The sequence below is a fragment of the Mesorhizobium sp. M1342 genome, assembly GCF_040317955.1.
In the GTDB taxonomy this organism is placed as follows: Bacteria; Pseudomonadota; Alphaproteobacteria; order Rhizobiales; family Rhizobiaceae; genus Mesorhizobium.
The window spans coordinates 40,630-66,501 of record NZ_JAMYLI010000032.1 but is presented as its reverse complement, the minus strand read 5'-3'; the positions used below and the strand labels follow the sequence as shown (position 1 = coordinate 66,501).

26 protein-coding genes are annotated in these 25,872 nt (G+C 62.4%); 11 read left to right on the top strand and 15 right to left on the bottom strand.

Annotation, left to right across the window (positions count from 1 at the left end; all coding sequences use genetic code 11):
- The first annotated feature begins 135 nt into the window (after positions 1–135).
- Both NKH06_RS27005 and NKH06_RS27000 read left to right on the top strand, forming a co-directional pair.
- Positions 136–1,257, top strand: a complete 1,122-nt coding sequence (locus tag NKH06_RS27005) for a carbohydrate ABC transporter permease (RefSeq protein WP_128305443.1) — start codon at positions 136–138, stop codon at positions 1,255–1,257.
- A 6-nt stretch (positions 1,258–1,263) separates the two neighbouring features.
- Positions 1,264–2,181 carry a carbohydrate ABC transporter permease gene (locus tag NKH06_RS27000; protein ID WP_352442567.1) on the top strand — a complete coding sequence of 306 codons (918 nt, stop codon included), beginning with the start codon at positions 1,264–1,266 and terminating at the stop codon, positions 2,179–2,181.
- Between the two features lie 278 nt (positions 2,182–2,459).
- Here NKH06_RS27000 and NKH06_RS26995 read toward each other — a convergent pair whose 3' ends face one another.
- Both NKH06_RS26995 and NKH06_RS26990 read right to left on the bottom strand, forming a co-directional pair.
- Positions 2,460–3,203, bottom strand: a complete 744-nt coding sequence (locus tag NKH06_RS26995) for a creatininase family protein (RefSeq protein WP_352442566.1) — start codon at positions 3,201–3,203, stop codon at positions 2,460–2,462.
- A 3-nt stretch (positions 3,204–3,206) separates the two neighbouring features.
- The gene (locus NKH06_RS26990; RefSeq protein WP_502895317.1) at positions 3,207–3,845 is read right to left on the bottom strand and encodes an SIS domain-containing protein; all 639 of its coding nucleotides are present in this window, start codon (positions 3,843–3,845) and stop codon (positions 3,207–3,209) included.
- A gap of 105 nt (positions 3,846–3,950) precedes the next feature.
- On the opposite strand from NKH06_RS26990, the gene NKH06_RS26985 reads away from it, so the two are divergent.
- A complete protein-coding gene (locus tag NKH06_RS26985) occupies positions 3,951–4,973 on the top strand; it encodes an aldo/keto reductase (RefSeq protein ID WP_352894673.1) in 1,023 nt (340 codons plus the stop codon).
- A 144-nt stretch (positions 4,974–5,117) separates the two neighbouring features.
- Here the strand turns inward: NKH06_RS26985 and hupB are convergent, their stop codons facing one another.
- From hupB to NKH06_RS26965, 4 genes are all read right to left on the bottom strand, one after another.
- The gene (gene hupB / locus NKH06_RS26980) at positions 5,118–5,390 is read right to left on the bottom strand and encodes a DNA-binding protein HupB (RefSeq protein WP_023810287.1); all 273 of its coding nucleotides are present in this window, start codon (positions 5,388–5,390) and stop codon (positions 5,118–5,120) included.
- A 298-nt stretch (positions 5,391–5,688) separates the two neighbouring features.
- The gene (lon, locus tag NKH06_RS26975) at positions 5,689–8,100 is read right to left on the bottom strand and encodes an endopeptidase La (RefSeq protein WP_023810286.1); all 2,412 of its coding nucleotides are present in this window, start codon (positions 8,098–8,100) and stop codon (positions 5,689–5,691) included.
- 305 nt (positions 8,101–8,405) lie between these two features.
- A complete protein-coding gene (gene clpX / locus NKH06_RS26970; RefSeq protein ID WP_013532190.1) occupies positions 8,406–9,680 on the bottom strand; it encodes an ATP-dependent Clp protease ATP-binding subunit ClpX in 1,275 nt (424 codons plus the stop codon).
- Positions 9,681–9,977: 297 nt separating this feature from the next.
- Complete coding sequence (locus NKH06_RS26965) at positions 9,978–10,607, bottom strand: ATP-dependent Clp protease proteolytic subunit (RefSeq protein ID WP_023810285.1); 630 nt, start codon at positions 10,605–10,607, stop codon at positions 9,978–9,980.
- Between the two features lie 338 nt (positions 10,608–10,945).
- Between NKH06_RS26965 and NKH06_RS26960 the strand changes: the two genes are divergently transcribed.
- Both NKH06_RS26960 and NKH06_RS26955 read left to right on the top strand, forming a co-directional pair.
- Entirely contained in the window at positions 10,946–11,536 is a 591-nt protein-coding gene (locus tag NKH06_RS26960) for a hypothetical protein (protein ID WP_023810284.1), read from the top strand.
- 49 nt (positions 11,537–11,585) lie between these two features.
- Positions 11,586–12,965: a pyridoxal phosphate-dependent decarboxylase family protein gene (locus NKH06_RS26955; protein ID WP_023810283.1), complete on the top strand. Its 1,380-nt coding sequence runs from the start codon at positions 11,586–11,588 to the stop codon at positions 12,963–12,965.
- A gap of 23 nt (positions 12,966–12,988) precedes the next feature.
- Here NKH06_RS26955 and NKH06_RS26950 read toward each other — a convergent pair whose 3' ends face one another.
- Positions 12,989–14,092 carry an NAD(P)/FAD-dependent oxidoreductase gene (locus NKH06_RS26950; RefSeq protein ID WP_128305447.1) on the bottom strand — a complete coding sequence of 368 codons (1,104 nt, stop codon included), beginning with the start codon at positions 14,090–14,092 and terminating at the stop codon, positions 12,989–12,991.
- Positions 14,093–14,195: 103 nt separating this feature from the next.
- On the opposite strand from NKH06_RS26950, the gene NKH06_RS26945 reads away from it, so the two are divergent.
- Positions 14,196–15,446 (top strand): cytochrome P450, encoded by a 1,251-nt coding sequence (locus tag NKH06_RS26945; protein ID WP_352442570.1) that lies wholly within the window; start codon positions 14,196–14,198, stop codon positions 15,444–15,446.
- Between the two features lie 66 nt (positions 15,447–15,512).
- Complete coding sequence (locus NKH06_RS26940; protein WP_031212921.1) at positions 15,513–16,229, top strand: transporter substrate-binding domain-containing protein; 717 nt, start codon at positions 15,513–15,515, stop codon at positions 16,227–16,229.
- A gap of 70 nt (positions 16,230–16,299) precedes the next feature.
- On the opposite strand, the gene NKH06_RS26935 is transcribed toward NKH06_RS26940, so the two are convergent.
- From NKH06_RS26935 to NKH06_RS26910, 6 genes are all read right to left on the bottom strand, one after another.
- On the bottom strand, positions 16,300–16,647 hold the full coding sequence (locus tag NKH06_RS26935) for a cupin domain-containing protein (RefSeq protein WP_023810280.1): 348 nt from the start codon (positions 16,645–16,647) through the stop codon (positions 16,300–16,302).
- A 95-nt stretch (positions 16,648–16,742) separates the two neighbouring features.
- Positions 16,743–18,023, bottom strand: coding sequence for an O-acetylhomoserine aminocarboxypropyltransferase (locus tag NKH06_RS26930; RefSeq protein WP_023810279.1), 1,281 nt, complete (start codon positions 18,021–18,023; stop codon positions 16,743–16,745).
- 159 nt (positions 18,024–18,182) lie between these two features.
- Complete coding sequence (locus tag NKH06_RS26925) at positions 18,183–18,704, bottom strand: CoA-binding protein (protein WP_023810278.1); 522 nt, start codon at positions 18,702–18,704, stop codon at positions 18,183–18,185.
- Positions 18,701–19,477, bottom strand: coding sequence for an AAA family ATPase (locus NKH06_RS26920; RefSeq protein ID WP_352894670.1), 777 nt, complete (start codon positions 19,475–19,477; stop codon positions 18,701–18,703). Before NKH06_RS26920 ends, NKH06_RS26925 begins: the two co-directional genes overlap by 4 nt.
- The gene (locus NKH06_RS26915; RefSeq protein ID WP_023810276.1) at positions 19,477–19,899 is read right to left on the bottom strand and encodes a VOC family protein; all 423 of its coding nucleotides are present in this window, start codon (positions 19,897–19,899) and stop codon (positions 19,477–19,479) included. Before NKH06_RS26915 ends, NKH06_RS26920 begins: the two co-directional genes overlap by 1 nt.
- Positions 19,900–19,909: 10 nt before the next feature.
- Entirely contained in the window at positions 19,910–20,731 is an 822-nt protein-coding gene (locus tag NKH06_RS26910) for an enoyl-CoA hydratase (RefSeq protein WP_023810275.1), read from the bottom strand.
- 150 nt (positions 20,732–20,881) lie between these two features.
- Between NKH06_RS26910 and NKH06_RS26905 the strand changes: the two genes are divergently transcribed.
- The 3 genes from NKH06_RS26905 to rpsI all read left to right on the top strand — a co-directional run bounded on the left by NKH06_RS26905 (position 20,882) and on the right by rpsI (position 22,511).
- A complete protein-coding gene (locus NKH06_RS26905) occupies positions 20,882–21,346 on the top strand; it encodes a PaaI family thioesterase (RefSeq protein ID WP_023810273.1) in 465 nt (154 codons plus the stop codon).
- A 216-nt stretch (positions 21,347–21,562) separates the two neighbouring features.
- Positions 21,563–22,027 carry a 50S ribosomal protein L13 gene (rplM, locus tag NKH06_RS26900; protein ID WP_013532205.1) on the top strand — a complete coding sequence of 155 codons (465 nt, stop codon included), beginning with the start codon at positions 21,563–21,565 and terminating at the stop codon, positions 22,025–22,027.
- A 1-nt stretch (position 22,028) separates the two neighbouring features.
- The gene (rpsI, locus tag NKH06_RS26895; protein ID WP_352442562.1) at positions 22,029–22,511 is read left to right on the top strand and encodes a 30S ribosomal protein S9; all 483 of its coding nucleotides are present in this window, start codon (positions 22,029–22,031) and stop codon (positions 22,509–22,511) included.
- A 156-nt stretch (positions 22,512–22,667) separates the two neighbouring features.
- On the opposite strand, the gene NKH06_RS26890 is transcribed toward rpsI, so the two are convergent.
- Entirely contained in the window at positions 22,668–23,567 is a 900-nt protein-coding gene (locus tag NKH06_RS26890) for a LysR family transcriptional regulator (protein ID WP_023810271.1), read from the bottom strand.
- 91 nt (positions 23,568–23,658) lie between these two features.
- Between NKH06_RS26890 and NKH06_RS26885 the strand changes: the two genes are divergently transcribed.
- Positions 23,659–24,531, top strand: a complete 873-nt coding sequence (locus NKH06_RS26885) for an aldo/keto reductase family oxidoreductase (RefSeq protein ID WP_023810270.1) — start codon at positions 23,659–23,661, stop codon at positions 24,529–24,531.
- Positions 24,532–24,812: 281 nt separating this feature from the next.
- Here the strand turns inward: NKH06_RS26885 and NKH06_RS26880 are convergent, their stop codons facing one another.
- Complete coding sequence (locus NKH06_RS26880; RefSeq protein ID WP_023810269.1) at positions 24,813–25,871, bottom strand: glycerophosphodiester phosphodiesterase family protein; 1,059 nt, start codon at positions 25,869–25,871, stop codon at positions 24,813–24,815.
- Position 25,872: the final 1 nt, after the last annotated feature.

The following is a 25,872-nucleotide window of genomic DNA, read 5'->3' as shown; positions in this document are numbered from 1 at the left end:
GGCCGCCAATCCTTTCATCGATAAACTTTGTTCGGGGGTCCTGTTGGGGTGCTCTTTGCCGGGGGGCGGGGGGCCACCCGCGCACCACTTTAGACCGGCTCCGGCTCCTCGAGAGCCTTCAAACGGGCGAGATTTGTGGCTGACCAGACTTCGACCGCGAACCAGTGGCCGGCAGATGCCGGCCCTTCCGATCTGATCTCTCCAGGCCGCAAACGCCTTGGCTGGGCGCTGATGGCCGTTGCGACGCTTGGCCTGCTGGCGACGATCGTGCTGGAGATCCTCTACAAGGGCAGCGCCGATACGATCGGCTTCGAGACCTGGCGCCCCGTCGTCTATGCCTATGTTCTGTGGGGCGTGGCGATCGGCGCCGGCCAGGTGCTGACGCGCGGCGAGGATGGCCAGCGTGCCCTGTTCCTGCTGCCGGCGCTGCTGTTCACCATCGCCATGGTGATCTTCCCGACGCTGTTCGGATTCTACATCGCCCTCACCGACTGGAACCTCAGTTCCTTCAGTGGCCGCAAGTTCAACGGGCTCGACAATTTCTGGCAGATGCTGGCCGATCCCTACTACCGCAACGCGCTGTTCAACATGGTGCTCTATGTGCTGGCGGTGGCGGTCGAATATGTCATCGCCTTCGGCCTGGCGCTGCTCCTCAACGCCCAGATCCGGGCGCGAAAATTCTTCCGCGTCGTCTTCCTGATGCCGCTGATGCTGTCGCCGGTCGCCGTGTCGTGGATGATCGGCAAGTCGCTGATGGAATACCGGTTCGGACCGGCCGCAACGCTGGCGCGCCATCTCGGCTGGGAAAATCCGGCCTTCTTCTCCGACCCGATCATCGCGCGCATATCGATCATGATACTGGATGCCTGGACCTTCATTCCGTTCATGATGATCATGCTGCTGGCCGGGCTGCAGGCGATGTCGCGCGAGGTGCTCGAAGCCGCACGCGTGGACGGCGCCAGTGCGTGGCAGACCTTCTGGCAGGTCACTTTTCCGCTGATGCTGCCGGTGTCGGTGACGGCGGTGATCCTGCGCATCATCTTCAAGCTGAAGCTTGCCGACATCATCATCACGGTGACGTCCGGCGGCCCCGGCGGCGCCACTGATTCCGTGTCGAGCTTCATCTACCGCGAATATCGCGACCGCTCGAATGTCGGCTACGGAACCATGCTGGCGATGGCCTATCTGGTGATCATCGTCGTGTTCGTCACGTGGCTGTTGAAATTTGCCAACCGTTTTGTCCGAAATGTGAATTGAGCTGAGATGAGCGTTCAGACCACCGAATATGTCGCCTCGGAGATCCGCTCGCCGGCGAGCTTCCTCGCCAGCCGCGTCTTCATCTATGGGGCGCTGGCCTTCTGGGCGTTCATCTGCCTGTTCCCGATCTACTGGACGATCACGACCTCATTCAAAACGGCGGTCGATGTCACGCAAGGCCATCTCATTCCCTTCGTCGACTTCCAGCCGGATTGGAAAGGCTGGCGCTCGCTTGGCCTGTCGCCGGACTCGATCTTCCAGACCTCGACGGTGCGCGAGGAATTCCTCAAGCGCTTCATGAATTCGGTGATTACCTCGGTCGGCGCGTCGAGCCTCGCCATCGTCATCGGCAGCCTCGCCGCCTACGGGCTCACCCGCTATCGCTATCATTTCGCCTGGTTCAAGAACGAGGACATCTCGTTCTTCTTCCTGTCGCAGCTGATCCTGCCGCCGGTGGTGCTCGCACTGCCCTTCCTGGTGCTCTACCGCGAGGTCGGCCTGCTCGACACGCGCATCGGGCTGATCCTGCTCTACACGCTGATGGTGCTGCCGATCGTCGTATGGATCATGCGCGACCAGTTCAACTCGATTCCCGTCGAACTCGAGGAAGCAGCGCTCGTCGACGGGCTGTCGATATGGGGCGCCTTCTTCCGCATCGTCATGCCGATCGCCTTGCCGGGTATGGTCGCCGCCTTCATCCTGGCGATGGTGCTGTGCTGGAACGAGTATTTCTTCGCCGCCCTTTTGACCTCGACCGACGCCAAGACCATCCCGGTCATGGTGGCAAGCCAGACCGGCTCGCAAGGCATCAACTGGTGGTCGATGGCGGCGCTCGCCACGGCGGCCATCGCGCCTCTCGCCGTCATCGGCATCGCGTTGGAGCGCTATCTGATCATGGGCATGACCGCGGGAGCGGTGAAGTAGCAGCGAGCAGCGCCAGGCTCATCACTTCGTCATCCTAGGGCGGAGCAAGGAGCGAAGCGACGCGGCGCAGACCCTAGGATCCATGCCGTGACATCGGCGCTCCGCCACGGTGAAGAAACTTTTGACGCGAGGAAAGGCCGCTGCGAACCGCTTCTATCCTGCGCCGCAGCGTTCGTTGGCTGCGGTCACGGCATGGATCCTAGGGTCTCCGCGACGTCGCTTCGCTCCTGCTTCGCCCTAGGATGACGAACTACCAAAGCCGCCCGACAATCTCGTAGCTAGCTCCTCAGAATCATCCGCAGGTGATCGAGGATCATAGCCACACCCTTCTGCCCAAGCTCAGCCGAAGCATCCTTGGCGCTCGCCGTATACCAGCTCTTGTTGTCGTCGAAGTGACCGGCGTCCACCGCCTCCGGGCATAGCGCCAGCATCAGCGATGTCTCGCCGATGCCGGCATGGTCGAACGGGTACTTGCCGTTCATGTCAGCCGGCATCAGCGGATGAACCTGTACCCAGTTGAAGAAATTTTCACCCGCGGCGTGCCCGGAATAGTAGTCGGCCATCGCCTGCGACCCCCACCAGCCCTCGCCGCGTTCCTTTTCGAGAAAGCGGAAGATCGCCTGGCGACCGGCGGTCTTGAACGCCAGATCGGTCGGCATGCCGGCGGCGAAATTCTCGGTCTGGTGGTGGATGATGGCGTGGATGTTGCGAAAGCCGATGCGCAGCAGGCTGTAGAACAGTTCCTCGCCAAACGGCGCCAGCGCAGCGCCGCCGACCTGCACTGAGCCGCTGCCTTCCGGCGGCGCCACCGCGTAGCTCGCCGCACCGTAGTAGAACGGCGGCAGGATGACGACGTCCCTCTCCTTCTCGAACAGCTCCAGCGTCTTGACGACGGCCAGCGTGTCCATGCCGACCGCCATGTGCTCGCCATGGTATTCGAGCACGCCGAGCGGCAGAGCGACCGGCCAATTCTCGGCGATCGCCCTGCGGATCTGGTGTGGCAGCATCAGTTCGTAGCGCATGATCTATTCCATGTTGGTGTGGCGGGCGCGCATTGCTTCAGGCGACGCGCCAATCAATTCCCTGAGCTTCAGCACCATCACCTCGAACAGCAGGAACAGTGCGCCTTCGAACACCGAGCCCATCGGCAGGACCGATGTTTTTTGCGCCCCCTGATCGTTGGCCATGGTCTGCGCGGGAATGAGCAGGGTGAAGTCGGCAAGCCTTGCCGCGCTGGCTTCGGCCTGGGCGGTCAACAGGAGATTGGTTGCACCTGCTTGGCGCGCGACCTGCATCAAGGTCAGCACGGTCGAGGTCTCTCCCGGCCCGGAACTGACCAGGAAGACATCGCCCTGCCCCAGCGGCGGTGTGTTCATGTCGCCGACCACGGAAACCGGCAGGCCCAAATGGTAGAGCCGCATGGCAAAACCCTTGACCTGCAAGGCCTCGCGGCCGCAGCCATAGACGACGATCTGTCGCGCGCCGGCCAGCATTTTGCAGGCGGCGTCGATCCGGCTTTCGTCGATGCGTGCCAGCACGCCGCCGAGCTCCTCAAGCGCGGTCTCGAACAGGCTTTTGCTCTTGTTGCTCACCGCAAACCTGCCATTGAAAATTACCCTGGGATTTGCCGCTCTTGCTGCTACGAACAGCTTGATTTCGTTCATGCTAGCAACCGCGAAAATGCGTGTCCAACGCGCAGCGATGCTTTTGCCGGACCACAGGCATGATAGTGTCATGTCAGACAAATCAAACGAGGCAAACGGCAGCATATGAAGACACGGCATTTCGACCGCATCGGCAATGGCGGCATCAGTTTCACCGAGCTCGGCTTCGGCACGGCGCCGCTCGGCAACCTCTACCGTGCCGTCTCCGACGAGGACGCCAACGCCACGCTGGAGGCCGCCTGGGCGACCGGCTGCCGCTACTACGACACCGCGCCGCTCTATGGGCTCGGCCTCTCGGAAACGCGGCTCAACCCGTTCCTGCGCGGCAAGAAGCGCGACGACTATGTGCTGTCGAGCAAGGTCGGCCGCATCATGCGTGCCTGCCCGCCCGAAGAGCGCACCGGCATCGGCAAATTCTTCGACACGCCGTCGCGCCGCGAGGTGTACGACTACAGCTATGACGGTGTCATGCGCTCATTCGAAGCCTCGCTTGAGCGCCTCGGCGTCGACCGGATCGACATCCTCTTCGTGCACGATGTCGACATCTTCACCCATGGCAGCAAGGAAGCCTCCGACCGGCGCCTCGAAGAGTTCATGCGCTCGGGCTATTACGGCTTGCTGTCGCTGCGCGACCAGGGCGTGATCAAGGCGTTCGGTGGCGGCATCAATGAGTGGCAGGTCGCGCAGACGCTGGCCGAGCGCGGCGACTTCGACCTGTTCCTGCTGGCCGGTCGCTATACGCTCTTGGAACAGGAGGCGCTGACGTCCTTCCTGCCGCTCTGCCAGGCACGCGGCATCGGCATCGTTCTCGGCGGCCCCTACAACTCCGGCATCCTGGCGACCGGACCGAAGCCCGGCGCCTACTACAACTACTCCGAAGCGCCGAAGGACATCCTCGACCGCGTCGCCGGCATCGAGAGCGTCTGCAAGCGCCATGGCGTGCGGCTGATCGAGGCCGCCCTGCAATTCCCGCTACTGCACCCTTCGGTCGTCTCAGTGGTCCCCGGTGGCCAGTGGCCGAGCGAAGTCGAGAGCAATCGCTCGCTGCTCGATGCGAAACTGCCCGCAGCCCTTTGGGCCGATCTCAAGAAGGAAGGCCTTATGCGCCCTGAAGCGCCGACCGCATAAGCCGGCCGCCGTCGCGTCAGCGTCTGGCACAAAAATGAAAAGCCGGGCAAGCCCGGCTTTTCTGGTCGTGTGTACGTGCGTAGGCCACGAAAATGAAAAGCCGGGCAAGCCCGGCTTTTCTGGTCTCTGAAAAGAAAAAGGCGCTTAGTTGACTGCGTCCTTGAGGCCTTTGCCGGCCGAGAACTTCGGCACGGTACGCGCCGGGATCTTCACTTCGGCGCCGGTCTGAGGATTGCGGCCGGTCGAGGCGGCACGCTTTGACACGGTGAAATTGCCAAAGCCGACAAGCCGGACATCGCCGCCCTTCTTCAGTTCGCCGGTGATGGTGGAAAATACCGCATCGACCGCCGACTGCGCGTCACCCTTCGAAATGCTCGCGGCGTCGGCGACAGCGGACACCAGTTCGTTCTTGTTCATAAAAATTCCCTTCCATGAGAACACCGGAACTATCGACTCATCCGGCAGGAAACGGACTGTAGAAAGAAGCGTTGCCGCAACCAAGCCGAAAAGGCAGGAAAAAAACGGAAAAAGCCCGGAAATGCTGGGTTTTTCACATGAAAAAGCCGGGCGCTAGGCCCGGCTCTCCGTTTGTGCGCTGCAACCTTGACGAAAACCAATGCATGGCCCTGAAAACCGTAGCCGGTTTTCGGCAGGGGCCATGCACAAGTCTGAGCGTTAGAGCGTCCTTTGTGCGTCCAGATGGACGCCCGGAGCTCTAATGCGCCAGGGATTTTCCAGCGTCGTCGGCACTGTCTGTCGCGGCCGGCGGATTGACCGGTTCGACCCATTCGATCGGCTCCGGCATACGCACCAGCGCGTGCCGCAACACCTCGCCGACACGTGAGACCGGAATGATCTCCATGCCGTTCTTCACATTGTCCGGAATCTCCGCCAGATCCTTGGCATTGTCTTCCGGGATCAGCACCTTCTTGATGCCGCCGCGCAGTGCGGCGAGCAGCTTCTCCTTGAGCCCGCCGATCGGCAGGATGCGGCCGCGAAGCGTTATCTCGCCGGTCATCGCCACATCCGCCCGGACCGGAATACCCGTCAGTACCGACACAATGGCTGTCGCCATGGCAGCACCTGCCGACGGGCCGTCCTTCGGCGTGGCGCCTTCCGGCAAGTGCACGTGGATGTCGCGCTTGTCGAACAGCGGCGGCTCGATGCCGAAATCGACGGCGCGCGAGCGGACATAGGAGGCCGCCGCCGAAATCGATTCCTTCATCACGTCGCGCAGGTTGCCGGTCACCGTCATGCGGCCTTTGCCGGGCATCATGACGCCTTCGACCGTCAGCAGTTCGCCGCCGACTTCCGTCCAGGCAAGACCTGTGACGACACCGACCTGATCGTCAGCCTCGACCTGGCCGAAGCGGTAGCGCTGCACACCAAGGTAATCGGAGAGGTTCTCCGCCGTGATGCTCACCGTCTTCTTCTTCGTCTTCAGGATTTCGGTCACCGCCTTGCGCCCGAGCTTCATCAGCTCGCGCTCCAGGCTCCTGACGCCCGCTTCACGGGTGTAGGTCTGGACGATGGCGCGGATCGCGTCCTCACCGACGGAAAACTCCTTCGGCTGCAGCGCATGATCGCGGATCACCTTCGGCATCAGGTGCCGCTTGGCGATCTCGATCTTCTCGTCCTCGGTGTAGCCGGCAATACGGATGATCTCCATGCGGTCCATCAAGGGCGCCGGGATGTTCAGCGTGTTCGCCGTCGTCACGAACATGACGCTCGACAGATCGTATTCGACCTCGAGGTAATGGTCCATGAACGTCGAGTTCTGTTCCGGATCGAGGACCTCGAGCAACGCCGATGACGGATCGCCACGGAAGTCCTGGCCCATCTTGTCGATCTCGTCGAGCAGGAAGAGCGGGTTGGACTTCTTGGCCTTCTTCATCGACTGGATGACCTTGCCGGGCATCGAGCCGATATAGGTGCGCCGGTGGCCACGGATCTCGGCCTCGTCACGCACGCCGCCAAGCGCCATGCGGATGAATTCGCGACCGGTCGCCTTGGCGATCGACTTGCCGAGCGAGGTCTTGCCGACGCCGGGAGGGCCGACGAGGCACAGGATCGGCCCCTTCAGCTTCTTCTGGCGGCTTTGCACGGCGAGATACTCGACAATGCGCTCCTTGACCTTGTCGAGGCCGAAATGATCGGTGTCGAGCACGTTCTGCGCAAAAGCCAAGTCCTGCTTGACCTTGGAGTTCTTGCCCCACGGAATCGACAGGATCCAGTCGAGATAGTTGCGCACGACGGTCGATTCAGCCGACATCGGCGACATCGTCCGGAGCTTCTTCAACTCGGCTTCCGCCTTTTCGCGGGCCTCCTTGGAGAGCTTGGTCTTCTTGATGCGCGCCTCGATCTCGGCGGCCTCGTCGCGGCCGTCCTCACCTTCGCCGAGTTCCTTCTGGATCGCCTTCATCTGCTCGTTGAGGTAGTATTCGCGCTGCGTCTTCTCCATCTGGCGCTTGACGCGCGAGCGGATGCGCTTCTCCACCTGCAGGACGGAGATTTCGGCTTCCATGAAGCCCATAGCCTTTTCCAGCCGCTCCTTGACCGAGAGCGTGGCCAGCATTTCCTGCTTCTCAGGGATCTTGATGGCGAGATGCGAGGCAACCGTGTCGGCGAGCTTGGAATAGTCGTCGATCTGGCTGGCAGCACCCACCACTTCGGGCGAGATCTTCTTGTTCAGCTTGACGTAGTTCTCGAAGTCGGTGACGACCGAACGCGCCAGCGCCTCAACCTCGACCTCTTCCTCTTCCGGCTCGACCAGCGCCGCGGCGCGGGCCTCGTGGAAGTCGGGACGGTCGGTGAACGAGACGATTTTCGCACGCGAAGCGCCTTCGACCAGAACCTTGACGGTGCCGTCGGGCAGCTTGAGCAATTGCAGCACATTGGCGAGCGTGCCGATGTCGAAGATGGCATCGGGCTCGGGATCGTCGTCGGCGGCATTCATCTGGGTGGCAAGCAGGATCTGCTTTTCCTGACCCATCACCTCTTCCAGCGCCTTGATCGACTTCTCACGCCCGACGAAGAGCGGCACGATCATGTGCGGGAACACCACGATGTCGCGCAGTGGGAGAACTGCGAAGACGCCGTCGCTGGGTGCCTTGGATACTTTGGCCATTGTCCAACCTTTCATGTCGCGGCTGCCAATCAGCCAACCGCGAATCTTATATTAACGACCGGGGATCGTTCCGCCTACCACCGTTTGTGACGGGAGTTTTACAGCACAGAAATCGGGCACCTCGGCCTTCTCCAGTTAGTTGGATGCACGACCCCCAAAGATCAAGGGGCGCGTCCAAATCCGCACTTCCAACCCGTCCGCGAGTGACACATTTGCGACGCCAAGCCGTACGCCGCGCAAAACCCCTGCGCGACAGCAAAACGGCGCCTTGCGGCGCCGTTCCAGAATTTCGCTGCGGGCTCATGTCAGGCGCTGACATTGCCCTTCTTTTCCTTCTGCTCGGAGTAGATGTAGAGCGGCCGGGCACTGCCGGTCACCACCTCCTCCGAAATCACCACTTCGCGCACGCCTTCGAGCGCGGGAAGCTCGAACATCGTGTCGAGCAGGATCGCCTCCATGATCGAACGCAGGCCGCGCGCGCCGGTCTTGCGCTCGATGGCGCGCTTGGCGATCGCCGAAAGAGCGTTCTCGTGGAAGGTCAGGTCGACATTCTCCATCTCGAACAGCCGCTGATACTGCTTGACCAGCGCGTTCTTCGGCTCGGTCAGGATCTGGATCAGCGCCGGTTCGTCGAGGTCTTCCAGCGTCGCCAGAACCGGCAGACGGCCGACAAATTCGGGGATAAGACCGAACTTCAACAGATCCTCGGGCTCGACCAGGCGGAAGACATCGCCAGTGCGGCGATCCTCCGGCGAAGCGACGACCGCGCCGAAGCCGATCGAGGTCTTCCGGCCGCGATCCGAGATGATCTTGTCCAGCCCGGCGAAGGCGCCGCCGCAGATGAACAGGATGTTGGCCGTATCGACCTGCAGAAACTCCTGCTGCGGGTGCTTCCTGCCGCCTTGCGGCGGCACCGAGGCGACGGTGCCTTCCATGATCTTCAGAAGCGCCTGCTGCACGCCCTCGCCCGACACGTCGCGGGTGATCGAGGGATTGTCCGACTTGCGCGAAATCTTGTCGATCTCGTCGATGTAGACGATGCCGCGCTGGGCCCGCTCGACATTGTAGTCGGCCGATTGCAACAGCTTCAGGATGATGTTCTCGACGTCCTCGCCGACATAGCCGGCTTCGGTCAGCGTCGTCGCATCAGCCATGGTGAAGGGCACGTCGATGATGCGGGCCAGCGTCTGCGCGAGCAGCGTCTTGCCGCAACCGGTCGGGCCGATCAAAAGGATGTTGGACTTTGCCAGTTCGACATCGTTGTTCTTGCCGGCATGCGCGAGGCGCTTGTAGTGGTTGTGGACCGCCACCGACAGCACGCGCTTGGCATAGGGCTGACCGATGACATAATCGTCGAGAACCTTGAGGATCTCCTGCGGTGTCGGCACGCCTTCGCGCGACTTCACCATCGAGGTCTTGTTCTCCTCACGGATGATGTCCATGCAGAGTTCGACGCACTCGTCGCAGATGAAGACCGTCGGACCGGCGATCAGCTTGCGCACTTCGTGCTGGCTTTTGCCGCAAAACGAGCAGTAAAGCGTGTTCTTGGAATCGCCGCTGTTGTTGCCGACCTTGCTCATTTTCATGTCCTTTCATGGCCGCCCGCCGATGGTCTGGCTGAAAGGGCGCATACTCTATCTATCGCGGGAATCCGCCGCCGCCAGTGTGTTCCGGCTCCCGCAACGCATTCCGTACGAAACACAAATCAGAAAACGTGGCAATGATTCGCGACAACCCCGCATAAAGCTAAGCCGCCGAAACTCAACATAGCCTTAACGTAGGCAATCCTGTCCCCCGAGGGAACAGCCAATTGTGGCCGAAATGCCGCAAGACACACCAAAAGCGCGTGATGCCGCCATCCAACTGCCAATAAGCCCTTATGCCACAGCGCCTTCAGGCGGCTCGCGCGACGAAATGACCTTGTCGATGAGGCCGAAATCCCTGGCTTCGTCAGCGGTCATGAAATGGTCGCGGTCGAGCGTCTTCTCGATCTCTTCGTAGCTCTTGCCGGTGTGCTTGACGTAGACCTCGTTGAGGCGACGCTTCAGCTTGATGATATCCAGGGCATGGCGCTCGATGTCGGACGCCTGGCCCTGGAAGCCGCCGGAAGGCTGGTGAACCATGATGCGGGCGTTCGGCGTGGCAAAGCGCATATCCTTGTGGCCGGCGGTCAACAGCAGCGAACCCATCGAAGCCGCCTGGCCGATGCAGAGCGTCGACACGGCCGGCTTGATGAACTGCATGGTGTCGTAGATCGCCATGCCGGAGGTGACGACGCCGCCCGGCGAATTGATGTAGAGGTTGATTTCCTTCTTCGGATTCTCGGCTTCGAGGAACAAAAGCTGCGCGCAGACCAGCGTCGCCATGCCGTCCTCGACCGGACCGGTGATGAAAATGATGCGCTCCTTGAGGAGACGCGAGAAAATGTCGTAGGCCCGCTCGCCGCGATTGGTCTGTTCGACCACCATCGGAACGAGGTTCATGTAGGTTTCGACGGGGTTCTTCATCAGTTGTCTCTTATCTCGCGGTGGGATTCCGGCGCCGGGAATGCTGGCGGATCGGGCAGAATCGGTTCTGGATCGTTATTCCGTAAATAGGATGCCGGCTCATCCTTGTGCAAGGCCGACCCCTCCTAGCCATCTGGGTAAGTCGAATCAAGCTTTCTGACCAAGGATTCGCGGCGGCGGATGCTTCCGCGGGTCCGGAGCCGCATGGCCGGCCGCGCAAGGTAGCAGTTTCTTAACCGCGTCACTTAACGAAATGCGCCGAAACCGCTTTTCTCCGAAACGGCTTCCTCTACAATTCAACGTTGAACTTATGCGTAGAGTTCAACAGGGGGAGTGTCATGCCCGGGAAAACCGCATGCTTCACCATCGCCGGGCTGACCATGCTCGGCACGATTTCGCAGACGGCGGCCGGCGGCCGCGCCGTCGAATGTTATGAACCGGTCCGCAGTCCGGCCGTCTACGACACGGTCTATGAAGACGTGATGATCAGTCCGCCCGGCCAGCAGGTCGACTATATCGCCCCTATCTATGGCACGCGCGAGCGCGTCGTGATGACCGTTCCGGCGCAAGTGACCTACCAGATCGTGCCGGCCGTCACCCGCACCGTCTACCGCACGGTCCGGGTCGATGGCGGCGGCTACTCCTGGGAATGGCGCGTCATCCATGGCCGCAAGGTGCTGTGCAAGGTATGGCACAAGGCGCGCTACGAACGTGTTGCCAAAACCGTGGTGATCCAGCCCGAACGCACGCGGCGCGTGGTCATCCCCGCACAGTACGACAGGATCGCCCAGGAGGTGCTGGTGCAGCCCGAGCAAAGGCGCGTCATCGATGTTCCCGCCTCCTACCAGACCATCGCGCGCCGCGTGCTGGTTCGCGAAGGTTCATCGGGCTGGCGGCGGGTGCATATTCCCAGGCATTGCCAGGATTAGCGAGCATAGCGTAACCTGCGTCGCAGCGGATCTCCGTAGGGCTGAGGGCATGCGCGACCTGGAAATTTCCAATCAGGAATTGTCAGACCTTGCCGAAGAAGCCTTGGCGCTTGCCAAAGGTTACTGGGCCTCCCTCGAGGAACGTCGGACGTATCCCACGACCAGCGGCAAACAGACGACCGAACTGTTCTCGCGGCCTTGGCAGGAGAGCGGCCGCGGACGGGAAGTCTTGCAGGATTTCAAGTCGATCGCGGAGCATGTGCGGCCTTCAACCGGCAGATTCTTCGGTTATGTCGTCGGCTCCGGCGAACCGGTCGGCGCGCTGGGGGAGCTGCTGGCTGCGGTGCTCAATCAGAATGTGACGTCGTGGCGGTCGGCTCCGGCTGCGACATCGATCGAACGCGCCGTGATCGGGTGGTTGGCGGAGGCTGTCGGTTGCCCCGGATTTACAGGCAGCCTGTGCGGCGGCGGCTCGACGGCGAACCTCATGGCCCTGGCGATGGCGCGGGAAGCGAAGCTACCAGCCAACGAAACAGGCGTGCGGCCCTGCGTGATCTATGCTTCCGAGCAAGTGCACATGTCCATTCCAAAGGCCGTCGCGCTGTTGGGGATCGGTAGAAAAAATCTCCGTTTGATCCCTGTCGACGACAAATTCAGGATGCGGACGGATGCCCTCCAGGCGGCTATCACCGTCGACCGCGAGGCCGGAAACATGCCCATCGCCATCGTGGCCACGGTCGGCACCATCATCTCCGGTGCGATCGATCCCCTTCCCGAGATTGCAGACATCGCCCGGAGGGAGGCGCTGTGGATGCACGTCGACGGTGCCTACGGAGGGCTGGCGGCTCTTGCGGCGCCGGAAAAGTTCCAAGGGTTGTCTTCGGCGGATTCGCTGTCACTGGATGCGCACAAATGGCTCTATCAGCCACTCGATTGCGGCTGCCTGCTCTATCGTCACCCGGACATTGCGCGAAAGACTTTTTCGCACAGCGACGACTACGTCAGGATACTGAGCGATGACCCTACGGAAGCATTTGCGTTCTTTGAGGAGTCGATCGAACTCTCTCGACGCTTCCGTGCGCTGAAGCTCTGGATGTCGCTGCAGTATCACGGACGCCGTGCCTATCGCGAAGCCATCGCCCGCGATCTCAACCATGCCCAGATGTTGGCGCAGGCAATCGCGTCGCAGCCGGAGTTGGAACAGCTTGCACCCGTATCGCTAAGCGCAGTCTGTTTCCGCCACCGCTCAAAGAACAATGAAGCGATCCTGCGCCGCGTGATCGCGCGCGGCCGGGTGTATCTGTCGAATGCGACGATCAACGGCCATTTCGCGCTGCGCGCGTGTTTCGTCAATCACCGAACGACCCCAGATGACGTGCAGGCGATTGTGTCCGAAGTCATTGCCGCCGCAGACGAAATCAATCGCTGAGTGAGTCTTCAACCTGGCGGCGTTCAGGCCACTTCCGCCCGCAGCCATGTCTTCAGGCCGGCGATGTCGCCGTCGCCCACCGCGGCCGCAACGCGCCGGCCGACCGCAGCGCCGAATTTGTAGCCATGGCCGGAGCAGGCCGAGACGATCAGGCATTTTCCTCGCTCGTGAGCGAAGAACTTCTCATCTTCGGTGAAGGTGTAGGCGCAGGTGACCACCTCGGTCACCCTGTATTCCTCGATGCGCGCGATCGGCGGCGAAAACAGGTTGCGGATCGCCTCGCCCTCGCCCGCCACCGGCTGACGGTTCCAATCGGCGTCGCTGGTCGGCACCCTGTGCAGCCCGGACCCGAATTTCATGCCGGCGCCGCCGGAGGGCGGGATCACATAGCCGTCGATCGCGCCGCCGACATCGAGGACAACCGGTGCCACCCGCCAGGCGGCCTTGAGGTCGGCCGGCGGTTCGACATAGGCGAGTGCGGTTCGATAGGTCTTCAGCTCGCCGTCCAGTTCCGGAAACAGTTTCAGCACCCAGGCGCCGGCGGCGACAACGATACGGTCGGCCTGCATCGTCTCGCCGCTTTCGAGCACGATGTGGCCGGCTTCGGCGTCGACTTCGATGACCTTGCTGTTTTCGTAGACATTGGCGCCGTTGGCGCGCAGCCAGTTTGCCATGCCGGAGGCTATCTTGCGGCAATGCAGGGCGCCGCCTTCGGTCGAGAAATAGGCGTAGCGAAACGAGCCGGCTTCGAGAAACGGCCAGCGTTTCACTGCTGCATCGGGCTCCAGCAATTCGAACGGAAAATTGCCTTCTTCCAGGCCCTCGCGATATTCCTCGGCCTCGTCGCCCGGTTCGCGCGAAACGCAGACAAATCCGCGCGCATCAAGATGGCTTTCGCCGAGATCGGCCCACATCTCGTCCCAGGCCTGGTAGGCTTCGGTGATCAGCCGGCCATAGCCGGTCCCCGCGCGGTAAGCGCGGCGGATGATGCGATGATGGTCGCCCGACGCGGCCATCGGGTTTGGGATCGGCCCTTGCTCGACGATCGAAACGCTGTGGCCGGCCTTGACCAGCGACCACGCCGTGGAGAGACCGGCAATGCCCGCGCCGACAACGATCACATTCATCAAATCAGACTTTCCGCAGCCGGTCGGCTGGCTCAACGTATTCGATTGCGGGCGCCAACATACGGTCTGGAACCAGGCTGGCAAGCCGCGCTATTGGTCTGGCATGAGCAAATTGACGCCACCCGCCCTGGTCTTTGATCCAGCCACTCGACGCCTGCGGCTCGACCCGCACGAGCCGGCCTTTTTTCAAAACCCTTATGATGCCTATGCTTTCCTGCATGGCGTATCGAATGCATTCTTCTGGGAAGAATTCGGCTTCTGGTGCTTTGGCGGCTTCGACGACGTCAACCGGCTGCTGCGCGACCGCCGCTTCGGCCGCCAGAACCCGGCCGGCATTCCAGACAGCCGCGGCATTGGACAGGACCGCAGCCATCTCAGGGCCTTCGACGGGCTCGAAGCCAATTCGATGCTGGAACTGGAGCCGCCGGTGCACACGCGTCTGAGAACACTGGTCAACCGCGCCTTCGTCTCGCGCCAGGTCGAAAGGCTGCGGCCGCGTGTCGAGGCCTTGGCCAACGACCTGATCGACCGTTTCGAACCAGGCAAGACGGTCGACCTGTTGCCTGCTTTCGCGGCGCCCTTGCCGATCACCATCATTGCCGAAATGCTCGGCGTGCCGGTCGAAATGGGGCCGCAACTGCTCGACTGGTCGCACCAGATGGTTGCCATGTATATGCATGGCCGCACCCGCGAAATCGAAGAGACGGCCAACCGCGCCGCGCGCGAATTTGCGGATTTCCTCCGTGGCTACGTCACCGAACGACGCAGGAATCCCGGCGACGACCTTTTGTCGCTGCTGATCTCGGCGCAGGAGGATGGCCAAAAGCTGTCGGAGGACGAGATGGTGTCCTCGGCGATCCTGCTGCTCAATGCCGGCCATGAAGCGACCGTGCACCAGACCGGCAATGCCGTCCGCTCGATCCTTGCGCAAGGGGGCGATGTCAGCCGCTTCTTCGGCTCGCCCGAGACGACCGCGGCAACGGTCGAGGAATGCCTGCGGTTCGACGCGCCGCTGCACATGTTCACGCGCTACGCCTATCAGGAGATCGAAGTCTCGCCCGGCATCGTCGTGCAGCCGGGGCAGACGATCGGGCTGCTGCTTGGCATGGCCAATCATGACCCGCGCGCCTTCGCCGATCCCCTCGCTTTCCGGCCCGACCGTGCCGACCAGAAGAACGTCTCCTTCGGCGCCGGTATCCATTTCTGCATCGGCGCGCCGCTCGCCCGGCTCGAATTGCAGGTGTCGCTGAAAACCTTGTTCGAACGGCATCCGAAGCTGCATCTTGCCGAAAGCCCAAGCTTCCGCGACACTTACCACTTCCATGGGCTGGAAACGCTCGCCGTCGGCTTTTGACGATCGCGAACCTGGGGCTGCCTCAGCCAGTTTCCGGCAAAATAGGACGGCGACGCTTTGCCTGACATGACCGAGTTGAAATTCGCCTTCCTGGAAGAGCCGCCATTCTGCTTCACCGGCGCACCGGGCGAGGTCTCAGGCTGTGACGTCGAGCTTGCGCGCAGGCTCGGTGACATGCTCGGATTGGCGAGCTTTAAGCCGATCGAAACCGAATTCGCTGAGCTGCTGCCTGGGTTGGTCGAGGGCCGTTGGACCATGACGACCGGCCTGTTCTTCTCCGAAGAGCGCAGGCAGCTTGTCGACTTCACACGGCCGATATGGGCGTTGCAGGACGGGTTGCTGGTCGCGGTGGACAATCCGTGCGGCTTTCGCGGCTACCAATCCATTGCCGAGGACGGAACAGCGTTGATTGGTGTCATAAACGATCAGGTTCAGCACCTTACGGCGCTGCACAACGGAATTGCGCCTGGGCAGATCAGGATGTTTGCAACGCAGGCGGATGCGGCGGACGCAGTGGCCAACGGCGTCGTGCACGCCGATGCCAGCGTCGCCATGGCGCATCGAGGCTATCTGACCCGGCGGCCCGAAATGCGGCTTGGACTTGTCGAGGTTCCCTCGATTGAAAAGCAGCCGTCGGCCGGTGCCTTCGCGATCGCCAAAGGCAATTCAGCCCTGCTCCGGCGCATCGATGCTTGCCTCGATGAATTGGTGGGCAGCGACTGGCACCGACAGATGATGGCGCGATACGGATTCTCGGACAGCGATATCGATCGCATCGTTTGATCCGCACATCTGTTGTTGTTCGACCATGATCTCTACCCGAAAACCGGCCTCCACTTTTCGGGATCATGGTCTACAGCTTGATCACATATTCCTTGCGAGTCGTTTCAAGCACTTCCCAGCTGCCTTTGAAGCCGGGCCTCAGCACGAAGCTGTCGCCGGCCCGAACGGTGCGCGCTTGCCCACCGTCCTCCGCGATCACCGAAACGCCGGACAGGATGTGGCAAAACTCCCACTCGTCATAGACGATGCGCCATTTGCCCGGGGTCGATTCCCAGATGCCGGCGTAGAGGCCGCCGTCGCGCTCCTCGACATTCCAGGTGCGGAATTTGGGATCGCCCGAGATCAGCCGGTCCGGCGCCGGCGCGCCAGATTCAGGCTCGACGGCGTCAGTCGCTATTGTCAGGTAATGCGCGGACAAGAACTTGCCTCCATGAAAGAGCCGGCTTCGCGTCGGCTCACCCCCACCCCGGCGCTGCGCGCCGACCCTCCCCACAAGGAGGAGGGTAAAAAAGATCAGACCTTGGCAAGCGCCTGTTCGAGGTCGGCGACGATGTCGTTGACGTCCTCGATGCCGATCGAAAGCCGCACCGTGTCCGGTCCTGCGCCGGCCTTGACCTTCTGCTCGTCGGAAAGCTGGCGGTGCGTGGTCGAGGCCGGGTGGATGACCAGCGACTTGGTGTCGCCGACATTGGCCAGGTGCGAGAACAGTTCGAGCGCCTCGACGAATTTGACGCCGGCGTCATAGCCGCCCTTGAGAGCGAAGGTGAACACGGCGCCGGCGCCAAGTGGTGAGTATTTCTTCTGCAGGGCGTTGTTCTTGTCGCTGGGCAGGCCGGGATAGTTCACCGAGGCAACCTTGGGGTGGTTGGACAGCCAGGCAGCAACCGTCACGGCGTTGTCGCAGTGGCGCTGCATGCGCAGCGGCAAGGTTTCCAGGCCGGTCAGGATGAGGAAGGCATTGAACGGCGAGATCGCCGGGCCGAGATCGCGCAGGCCGAGCACACGCGCGGCAATGGCGAAAGCGAAATTGCCGAAGGTTTCGTGCAGGACGAGGCCGCCATATTCGGGGCGCGGTTCCGACAGCATCGGATATTTGCCCGACTTCGACCAATCGAAGGTGCCGCCATCGACGATGGCGCCGCCGATCGAATTGCCGTGACCGCCGATGAATTTGGTCAGCGAATGGACGACGATGTCGGCACCATGCTCGATCGGCCGGATCAGGTAGGGCGAGGCCAGCGTGTTGTCGACGATCAACGGCAGGCCGTGCTTGCGTGCGATGTCGCCGATCTTCTCGATATCGACGAAGGTGCCGCCCGGATTGGCCAGGCTCTCGATGAAGAGAGCCTTGGTCCTGTCGTCGATCTGGCTTTCGAAGGTCGAGATGTCGTTGGTGTCGGCCCAGCGCACCTCCCAGCCGTAATTCTTGAAGGCATGGCCGAACTGGTTGATCGAACCGCCATAGAGCTTGTTGGCGGCAACAAAATTGTCGCCAGGCTGCATCAGATTGTGGAACACGATCACCTGCGCGGCATGGCCGGAGGCGACCGCAAGAGCCGCCGTGCCGCCTTCGAGGGCCGCCATGCGCTCTTCCAGCACCGCCTGGGTGGGGTTCATGATGCGGGTATAGATGTTGCCGAAAGCCTTCAGTCCGAACAGTGAGGCGGCATGGTCGGCATCGTCGAAGACGAAGGAGGTCGTCTGGTAGATCGGCGTGGCGCGAGCGCCGGTCGCCGGGTCGGGCTTGGCGCCGGCATGGACGGCGAGCGTGTTGAAACCTGGCGTGCGGGTCACTGAAAACCTCCCTGAAAAACCTTCTGAAATTCGCCGGGCATTCTTGGCGAAGCCCGGCCTCGAATGCAAAGAAGAAAATACCCTTCCGTGCAGGACCTTCTATCAAGCGGCAGGAAAATACGGCGTTTGCCGGAATAATTTTGCGCTTTCGCCCCTCGCCTATTTCTGGCGGACGCCAAAACTCTGGAAGCCAGAGCGCATCAGCGGCTTCTTCGACGACAGCACGCCGGAATTGACGCCGGTCCAGCCGATCTCGCCGGACAGCTTGCCATATTCGATTTTGGGGCAGCGGTTCATCACCACCTTGATGCCCGCGGCCTCGGCGCGCGCGGCTGCCTCGTCATGGCGCACGCCAAGCTGCATCCAGATGACTTTCGGCAGGGGATCGAGCCGCAACACCTCGTCGACGATGCCGGGCACTGCCGCCGGCGCGCGAAAAATGTCGACCATGTCGACCGGCTCCGGAATATCGGCGAGCCTGGCATAGGTCATCCGACCGAGTATCTCCTTGCCGGCCTGGCCGGGATTGATCGGGAACACCGAAAAGCCCTTGGCCAGCAGATATTTCAGCACGAAATAGCTTGGCCGCACATCATTGGCGGACGCGCCGACCATGGCGACGGTCTTCACCGAATTGAGGATGCCGGCGATGTAGGTGTTGTCGTAACTATCGTGGATCATGCCTCGTCCTCATACAACGCCTCGTCGAGAAAGCCATCCGGGTCATTGCTAAAATCGCGCAGCATGCGGAAGTGGTCCGTGTCGCGAAAGTCGGCGGGTTCCAGCCCGAACCGGCTGATGCGGAACAGCCGCGCGCCGGGACAGGCCATCAGCAGCGGCGAATGCGTCGCCATGATCACTTGCGCGGTGCCCGACTGGTCCATGCGCCGCAGCATCTTGAGCAGTTCGATCTGGCGCGTCGGGGACAGTGCGCTCTCGGGTTCATCGAGGATGTAGATGCCTTGCCTGCGGCAGCGCTCCTCGAAAAATCGGATAAAGCCCTCGCCATGCGACCAGGACAGGAAGTCCGGCGGCGCCCCGCCAGACTCCAGCACTGCCTGATCGAGATAGCGGGCCACGGAGTAGAAGGATTCGGCACGAAAGAACCAGCCGGCGGTGACTTTCGGCAGCCAGTGACCGCGGAATGTGTTGGCCAATGCAGCACCACTCTTGTCGATGGCGCTGGAATGGTCCACCGGCCGATAGCCCTTGCCGCCGCCGACCTCATCATAGCCGGCCAACGCGCCGATCGCCTCGAGCAGCGTCGATTTGCCGGTGCCGTTCTCGCCGACAATGATGGTGATCGGCGTGGTGAATTCGAGCTCGAACTCATGGCCGCGAAACAGCGGCAGGTTCCAGGGATATTTTTCCCAATCCTCGACCCGCGCGGGATCAAGCAGGATACGCTTGAGGTAGGGAGCTTTGAGCCGCGTCAGCTGCTTGCGATGGGCCATCAGCCGGGGAGCGAAATCGTGCCGTCTTCCGCGATCGGAAAGGCCGGATTGTGCGCCACTTCCCAGACATGCCCGTCGGCGTCGGCGAAGTAGCCGTACCAGCCGCCCCAAAAGGCCCGGCCGGCCGGCTTGACGATGCGGCCGCCGGCTTTTTGCGCCCTGGCGAGCACGTCGTCGACTTCGGCGTCGGAGCGGGTGTTGTAGGCGAGGTAGACCGCCGATGGCGCCGCGGCGAAGGCAATGCCGGAATCCTCTTCTGCGCTGGCACGTGGGAACAGGCCAAGAATGACGCCGCCCATCTGGAAGAAGGCGACACCGTCGGTGATACCGGCATGCCGCTTCAAGCCCATCGCCTCGTAGAAGCGCACCGCACGGTCGAGATCGTCGGTAGCAATGGTGATGATGGAGATGCGCGGTTCCATGACGTTCTCCTTACTCGTCCTTCCATTCCGGCTTGCGCTTGCCGATGAAGGCACCGATGCCCTCCTCCGCGTCGCGTGCCAGCATGTTCTCAACCATGATCCGGCCCGTATAGGCATAGGCGTCCGCCAGGCCCATCTCGGCCTGCGCGTAAAAAGCCTCCTTGCCGGTCTTGACCACCAAAGATGATTTGGAAGCAATGGTTTGCGCGTATTTGGTGACAATCTGATTCAGATATTCGCGCGGCACGACACGGTTGACCAGGCCGAATTCCTTGGCGGTCGCCGCATCGATCGTCTCGCCGGTCAGCAGCATCTCCATCGCATGCTTGCGCGAGACATTGCGCGACAGCGCCACCATCGGCGTCGAGCAGAACAGGCCGATGTTGACGCCCGGCGTGCAGAAAGTCGCCTCATGCGAAGCGATCGCCAGGTCGCAGCTGGCGACCAGCTGCAGCCCGGCGGCGGTGGCCAGGCCGTCGACTTCGGCGATGACAGGCAAGGGATGGCGCACGATGGCCTGCATCAGCGTCGCACAAGCGGCAAACGTCTCCGCGAAGAAGGCCTTGCCATGATCGGCGTCAGTGCGGCGCGCCGTCATTTCCTTGAGATCATGGCCGGCGCAGAACACCTTGCCGGATGCCGACAAAACGATCACGCGAGCCGCCTTATCGGCCTTGGCGCGCTCGAGTTCGGCCGTCAGCGCCGCCATCACCGCCAGCGACAGGGCGTTGGCGGGCGGATTGGCGAGTGTGAGGCGCAGCACGCCCTTGTCCAGTCGTGCAACAACCGGACCCTCAACGGCGGCAGGCTTGATGGCAAGGATTTCGGCCATGGATAAGGTCTCCGCGATTCCGCTGGGGCTGCCAGAGTATCTAATACCGGATCAGGTTTCGTCCAACACCGATCGCTTGCACCAGGGGACGAAGATTGTCAGAAATGCCGCGCCGCGCCCATACAGGTAGGCCAAAAACGAGAGACCGACATGCCCGCCCAAACCAATTTGAAGCCGGTGCTGACCGCGCAACAAGTCAATGCGCTGCTGGAGACCGTCTATCCGCAGCTCAATGAGCAGTTCAAATATTTCGAGGCGATCGACGTGTTCCCCGGCGGCTGCACCGTGCGGCTCAACGCCGGCGAGCGGCACTTGCGTCCGGGCGGCACCGTATCCGGCCCTTCGCTGTTCACGCTGGCCGACATTGGCGGCTACGTCTGCGTGCTCAGCCATGCCGGGCCGGATGCGCTTTCCGTTACCGTCAACCTCGACATCAATTTCGTGCGCAAGGCCGAGGCCGGACCGATCGATGGCCATTGCCGCATCCTGAAGCTCGGAAAGAGCCTGATGGTGTTCGACATCGACATCGTCGCCGGCCCGGACCGGCACACTGTGGCGCACGCCACCGGCACCTATTCGATCCCGCCAAAGCGAAATGGCGATGTGGTAAAATAATACCTTTTAACTAAACTATTGTTTTTGCAGTACTTTACCTGCTATCCACCGTTTCGTGCACCTTGACGCCACAAACACCCTCGCCTATAAGCCCATCACGAAGCAGCGGCCCGCAAAGGCCGCCGTTTTGTTATTGGCGGCGGGCAGCGTCCTTCCGACAATCCAAGCAACAAGAAACGCCTTCCCTCGTGAAGGTCAGAACCGAGAGCAGAAAACATGACAACCTTTTCGCAGAAGCCTGCGGATGTGGTGAAGAAGTGGATCCTGATCGACGCCGAAGGTCTCGTCGTCGGTCGTCTGGCCACCGTCATCGCCAATCATCTTCGCGGCAAGCACAAGCCGACCTTCACCCCGCATGTCGACGACGGCGACAACGTCATCGTCATCAATGCCGACAAGGTGGTGTTCACCGGCAAGAAGTTCACCGACAAGGTCTATTACTGGCACACCGGCCACCCAGGCGGCATCAAGGAGCGCACCGCGCGCCAGCTGCTCGAGGGTCGTTTCCCCGAGCGTGTCGTCGAGAAGGCCGTTGAGCGCATGGTCCCGCGTGGCCCGCTCGGCCGTCGCCAGATGAAGAACCTGCGCGTCTATGCAGGTGCCGAGCATCCGCATGTCGCCCAGCAGCCCGTCGTGCTCGACGTGGCCAAGCTGAACGCCAAGAACAAGAAGGTCGCATAAGATGGCTGAGCTTTCCTCGCTCGCAGAACTGGGCGCCGCCACCGGCAACACCAATACCCAGCCGGCGGCCCCCGTCCACGTCCAGAAGCTCGACAAGTCGGGCCGCGCCTATGCCACCGGCAAGCGCAAGAACGCCATTGCGCGCGTCTGGGTGAAGCCGGGTTCCGGCAAGATCATCGTCAACGACAAGGAATTCGCGACCTATTTCGCGCGTCCGGTCCTGCAGATGATCCTCAACCAGCCGATCGTCGCCTCCAACCGCGCCGGGCAGTACGACATCGTCGCGACAGTTGTCGGCGGCGGTCTCTCCGGCCAGGCTGGCGCCGTGCGTCACGGTATCTCCAAGGCGCTGACCTACTACGAGCCGACGCTGCGCGCCGTGCTCAAGAAGGGCGGCTTCCTGACCCGCGACAGCCGCGTCGTCGAGCGCAAGAAGTACGGCAAGGCGAAGGCCCGTCGTTCGTTCCAGTTCTCGAAGCGCTAAACGCTCCGCAGCTTCAGACCATCGAAAGGCCGCCTCCGGGCGGCCTTTTTGTTTGCGGCTCGGCAGTCACCCCATCCGCGCCTGCGGCGCGACCTCCCCTCGACGGGCAGGTCGGCGCGTAGTGCCGGTGGGGTGATGGCGCCGTCACAAAACAGGTCAGGCCTTGCCGCCCTTGATATAGTCGATGAACGCCCGCAGCGGGGCCGGAACCAGGCGCCGGCCGGGATAATAGAGGAACGGTCCGGGAAAACTCGGCCACCACGGTTCGAGAATGGGCTCAAGCGCGCCGCTTTCGAAGTAAGGGCGAAGCCAGCCCTCGAAGAGGCCGATGATGCCTGTGCCCGCGATGGCCGTATCGACGGCAAGATCGGTCGCGCCGCCGATGCGCACGATCAGCGGCCCTGTCGGATCGACCCGCACCACCTCACCGTCGCGCTCGAACTCCCAGGGCAGCATCGCACCGCTGGCAAAGCGCCCGCGCACGCAAGAGTGGCCAAGCAGATCGCTCGGATGTTGCGGTCGCCCATGGCGAGCAAGATAGGCAGGGCTGGCGGCGGTGGCGAAGCGCTGCACGCGCGGTCCGATCGGCACCGCGATCATGTCCTGCTCCAGCCGCTCATCATAGCGGATGCCGGCGTCGCACCCGGCCGCCAGCACATCGACGAAGTTCTCATCGGCGATCACCTCCAGCCGGATGCCGGGATAGGCGGCGAGGAAACCCGGCACGATATCGGGCAAGATCAACCGCGCGGCGCTGACCGGCACATTGAGACGCAGCGAGCCCGCCGGCCTGTCGCGAAAGCCGTTCACCACGTCCAGCGCCGCCTCCACCTCCGACAGCGCCGGGCCGAGCCGCTCCAGCAGGCTGAGGCCCGCCTCGGTGGGAACAACGCTGCGCGTCGTGCGATTGAACAACCTGACGCCAAGCTGCACTTCCAGGCGACGCACCGCCTCACTCAACCCGGAGGCGCTGCCGCCGCTCGCACGCGCGCCATCGCGAAAACCGCCGGCGCGCGCCACCGCCACGAAGGCGTTCAGATCGCTGAGGTCCATCATTGTTCGCCATTCCGCACGGCCTGTGTGGATTGTACCGGATTATCACGAGGTTGGGCAGCGCCTATCTCTGCCTCCTCAAAGGAGATCAATCATGTCCAACATCCAACAATCCGGCACCTTTAAGCTCGGCAGTCATACCGTGAAGCGGCTCGGCTACGGCGCCATGCAGCTCGCCGGTCCCGGCGTTTTCGGACCGCCTAGGGACCATGACGCGGCATTGGCCGTGCTGCGCGAGGCGATTGCGCAGGGGATCGACCATATCGACACCAGCGACTTCTATGGCCCGCACGTCACCAACCTTTTGATCCGCGAAGCGCTGGCGCCCTACCCTGACGATCTCGTCATCGTCACCAAGACCGGCGCCCGGCGCGGCGCGGATGGATCGTGGTTGCCGGCCTTTTCTGCCGAAGCGCTGACCCAGGCGGTGCATGACAATCTCAGCAATCTCGGGCTCGATGTGCTCGACGTCGTCAACCTACGCATCATGTTCGATACCCATGGTCCAGCCGAGGGATCGATCGAAGCGCCGCTCACCGTGCTGGCCGAGCTTCAACAACAGGGCCTGGTCAGGCACATAGGATTGAGCAACGTGACGCCGGCCCAGATCGCGCAAGGACGCGGGATCGCCGAGATCGTCTGCGTGCAGAACCAGTACAATCTTGCGCATCGCGGCGACGACGCCCTGATCGACGATCTTGCCCGCGACGGCATTGCCTATGTGCCGTTCTTCCCGCTCGGCGGCTTCAACCCGCTGCAATCCTCCACCCTGTCGGACGTCGCAACGCGCCTCGGCGCCACGCCAATGCAGGTTGCGCTCGCCTGGCTGCTGCGCCGCGCGCCCAACATCCTGTTGATCCCCGGTACATCGTCGGTCGGGCATCTCAGGGAGAACCTCGCGGCTGCCGAACTGGTACTTTCAGATGATGTGCTGGGAGAGTTGGATGGGATGGCGACGGCGGCTTGAGGCGCAGGACCTGCATGCAGCTATGGAAGCTAAGGCCGTCTTCGGACGGCCTTTTTAGGGCTCGGCAGTAACCCCGCCCGCTTCGCGCCGACCTCCCCATCAAGGGGAGGTGGGGCGCCGCGCTTTACATCCAGACTACTACCTGGTCGTGCAGGCCCCCGGCGGATCGAAAATAGCCGCGACCTCCTACCTCCCCTCGATGGGGAGCTCGGCGCGCAGCGCCGGGTGGGGTGATGGCGCCGGCGTTCCCAAGGTGGGGTGACTGCGCCAGCATCGGATTGCTAATTGATACTGGCCGTATTCGCCGGCTCAACGGGCCGCGCCTCGTCCGCATAGGGCACGCGAAAACCATTCGCCGCCAGCCAGCCGATGGCCGCCTTCGGCTCGTCGGTCTGGATGATGGTGGCGCCGCGATCGGCCCAGAAACCCCAGGCTTCGCGCGGCAGGCTGGCCTGTATGGCCAGTTCGTCACCGCGGCCGCCCGCCAGGAAGCCGCCCGGTTTGTTGGCGATGGCGTAGGTGTCGGCCCAGATGTGCCAGTTGCCCCTGACCGCGGCCGCGCGCATGCGCGTGCTGAACAGCGGCCCGCCGGCTTCGGTCAGCGTGTCGGCGCCTGCCCGCCAGTTGATGAGCTCGATCGCGCGCGGCGAAAAGGCATGGTCGACCGTCCGGGCGAAGCCGGCATCACGCACCGCATCATCGGCGATGATCGGCATGAACTGGAAGCCGCCGCCGATAGCGGCCATGGCGGCCTTAACCGTGGTGATCCTGGCCTGGTTCCACAAATTCTCCTTGACGATGACCTGCTCGGCCAAGCCGAGATCGCGAGCCACCGCGATCATGCCCGAGAGGTCGCCGACGTCGAGCTTGTTGTCGAGGTTGATGAGGATCCTGTCCCTGGTTGCCATGAGCATCTCGCGCAGCGTCGAAACCGTCTCATTGGTGACGGCGCCGGTGCCCTCGATCACCAGCCTGCAGGTCTTCAGTTCGGCCAGTGTGTATTTGACCACCTCGCCCTTGCAGGTCGTGGTGCGGTCGAGCCAGCTGTCATGCATGACGACGAACTCACCGTCCTTCGAGCGCCTGATATCGACCTCGACGATTTCTGCGCCCATCGCGATCGCCCCCTCCACGGCGGCAATCGAATTTTCCGCGTAGAGCGTCTTGCCCGCCTGCATGCTGCCGGCGCGATGCGCGACCACCATGACGTGGTCGCGCCACTGGTTGGCGTGCTCGAAGCGGTCAAGAATCTGCCTGGCGCGGGTCTCGCCGGCCAATGACTGGCCAGAAAAGGCCGCAAGTGCCGAGGAAAACAGAAGGCTCAGCCAGATGGTCCGCATC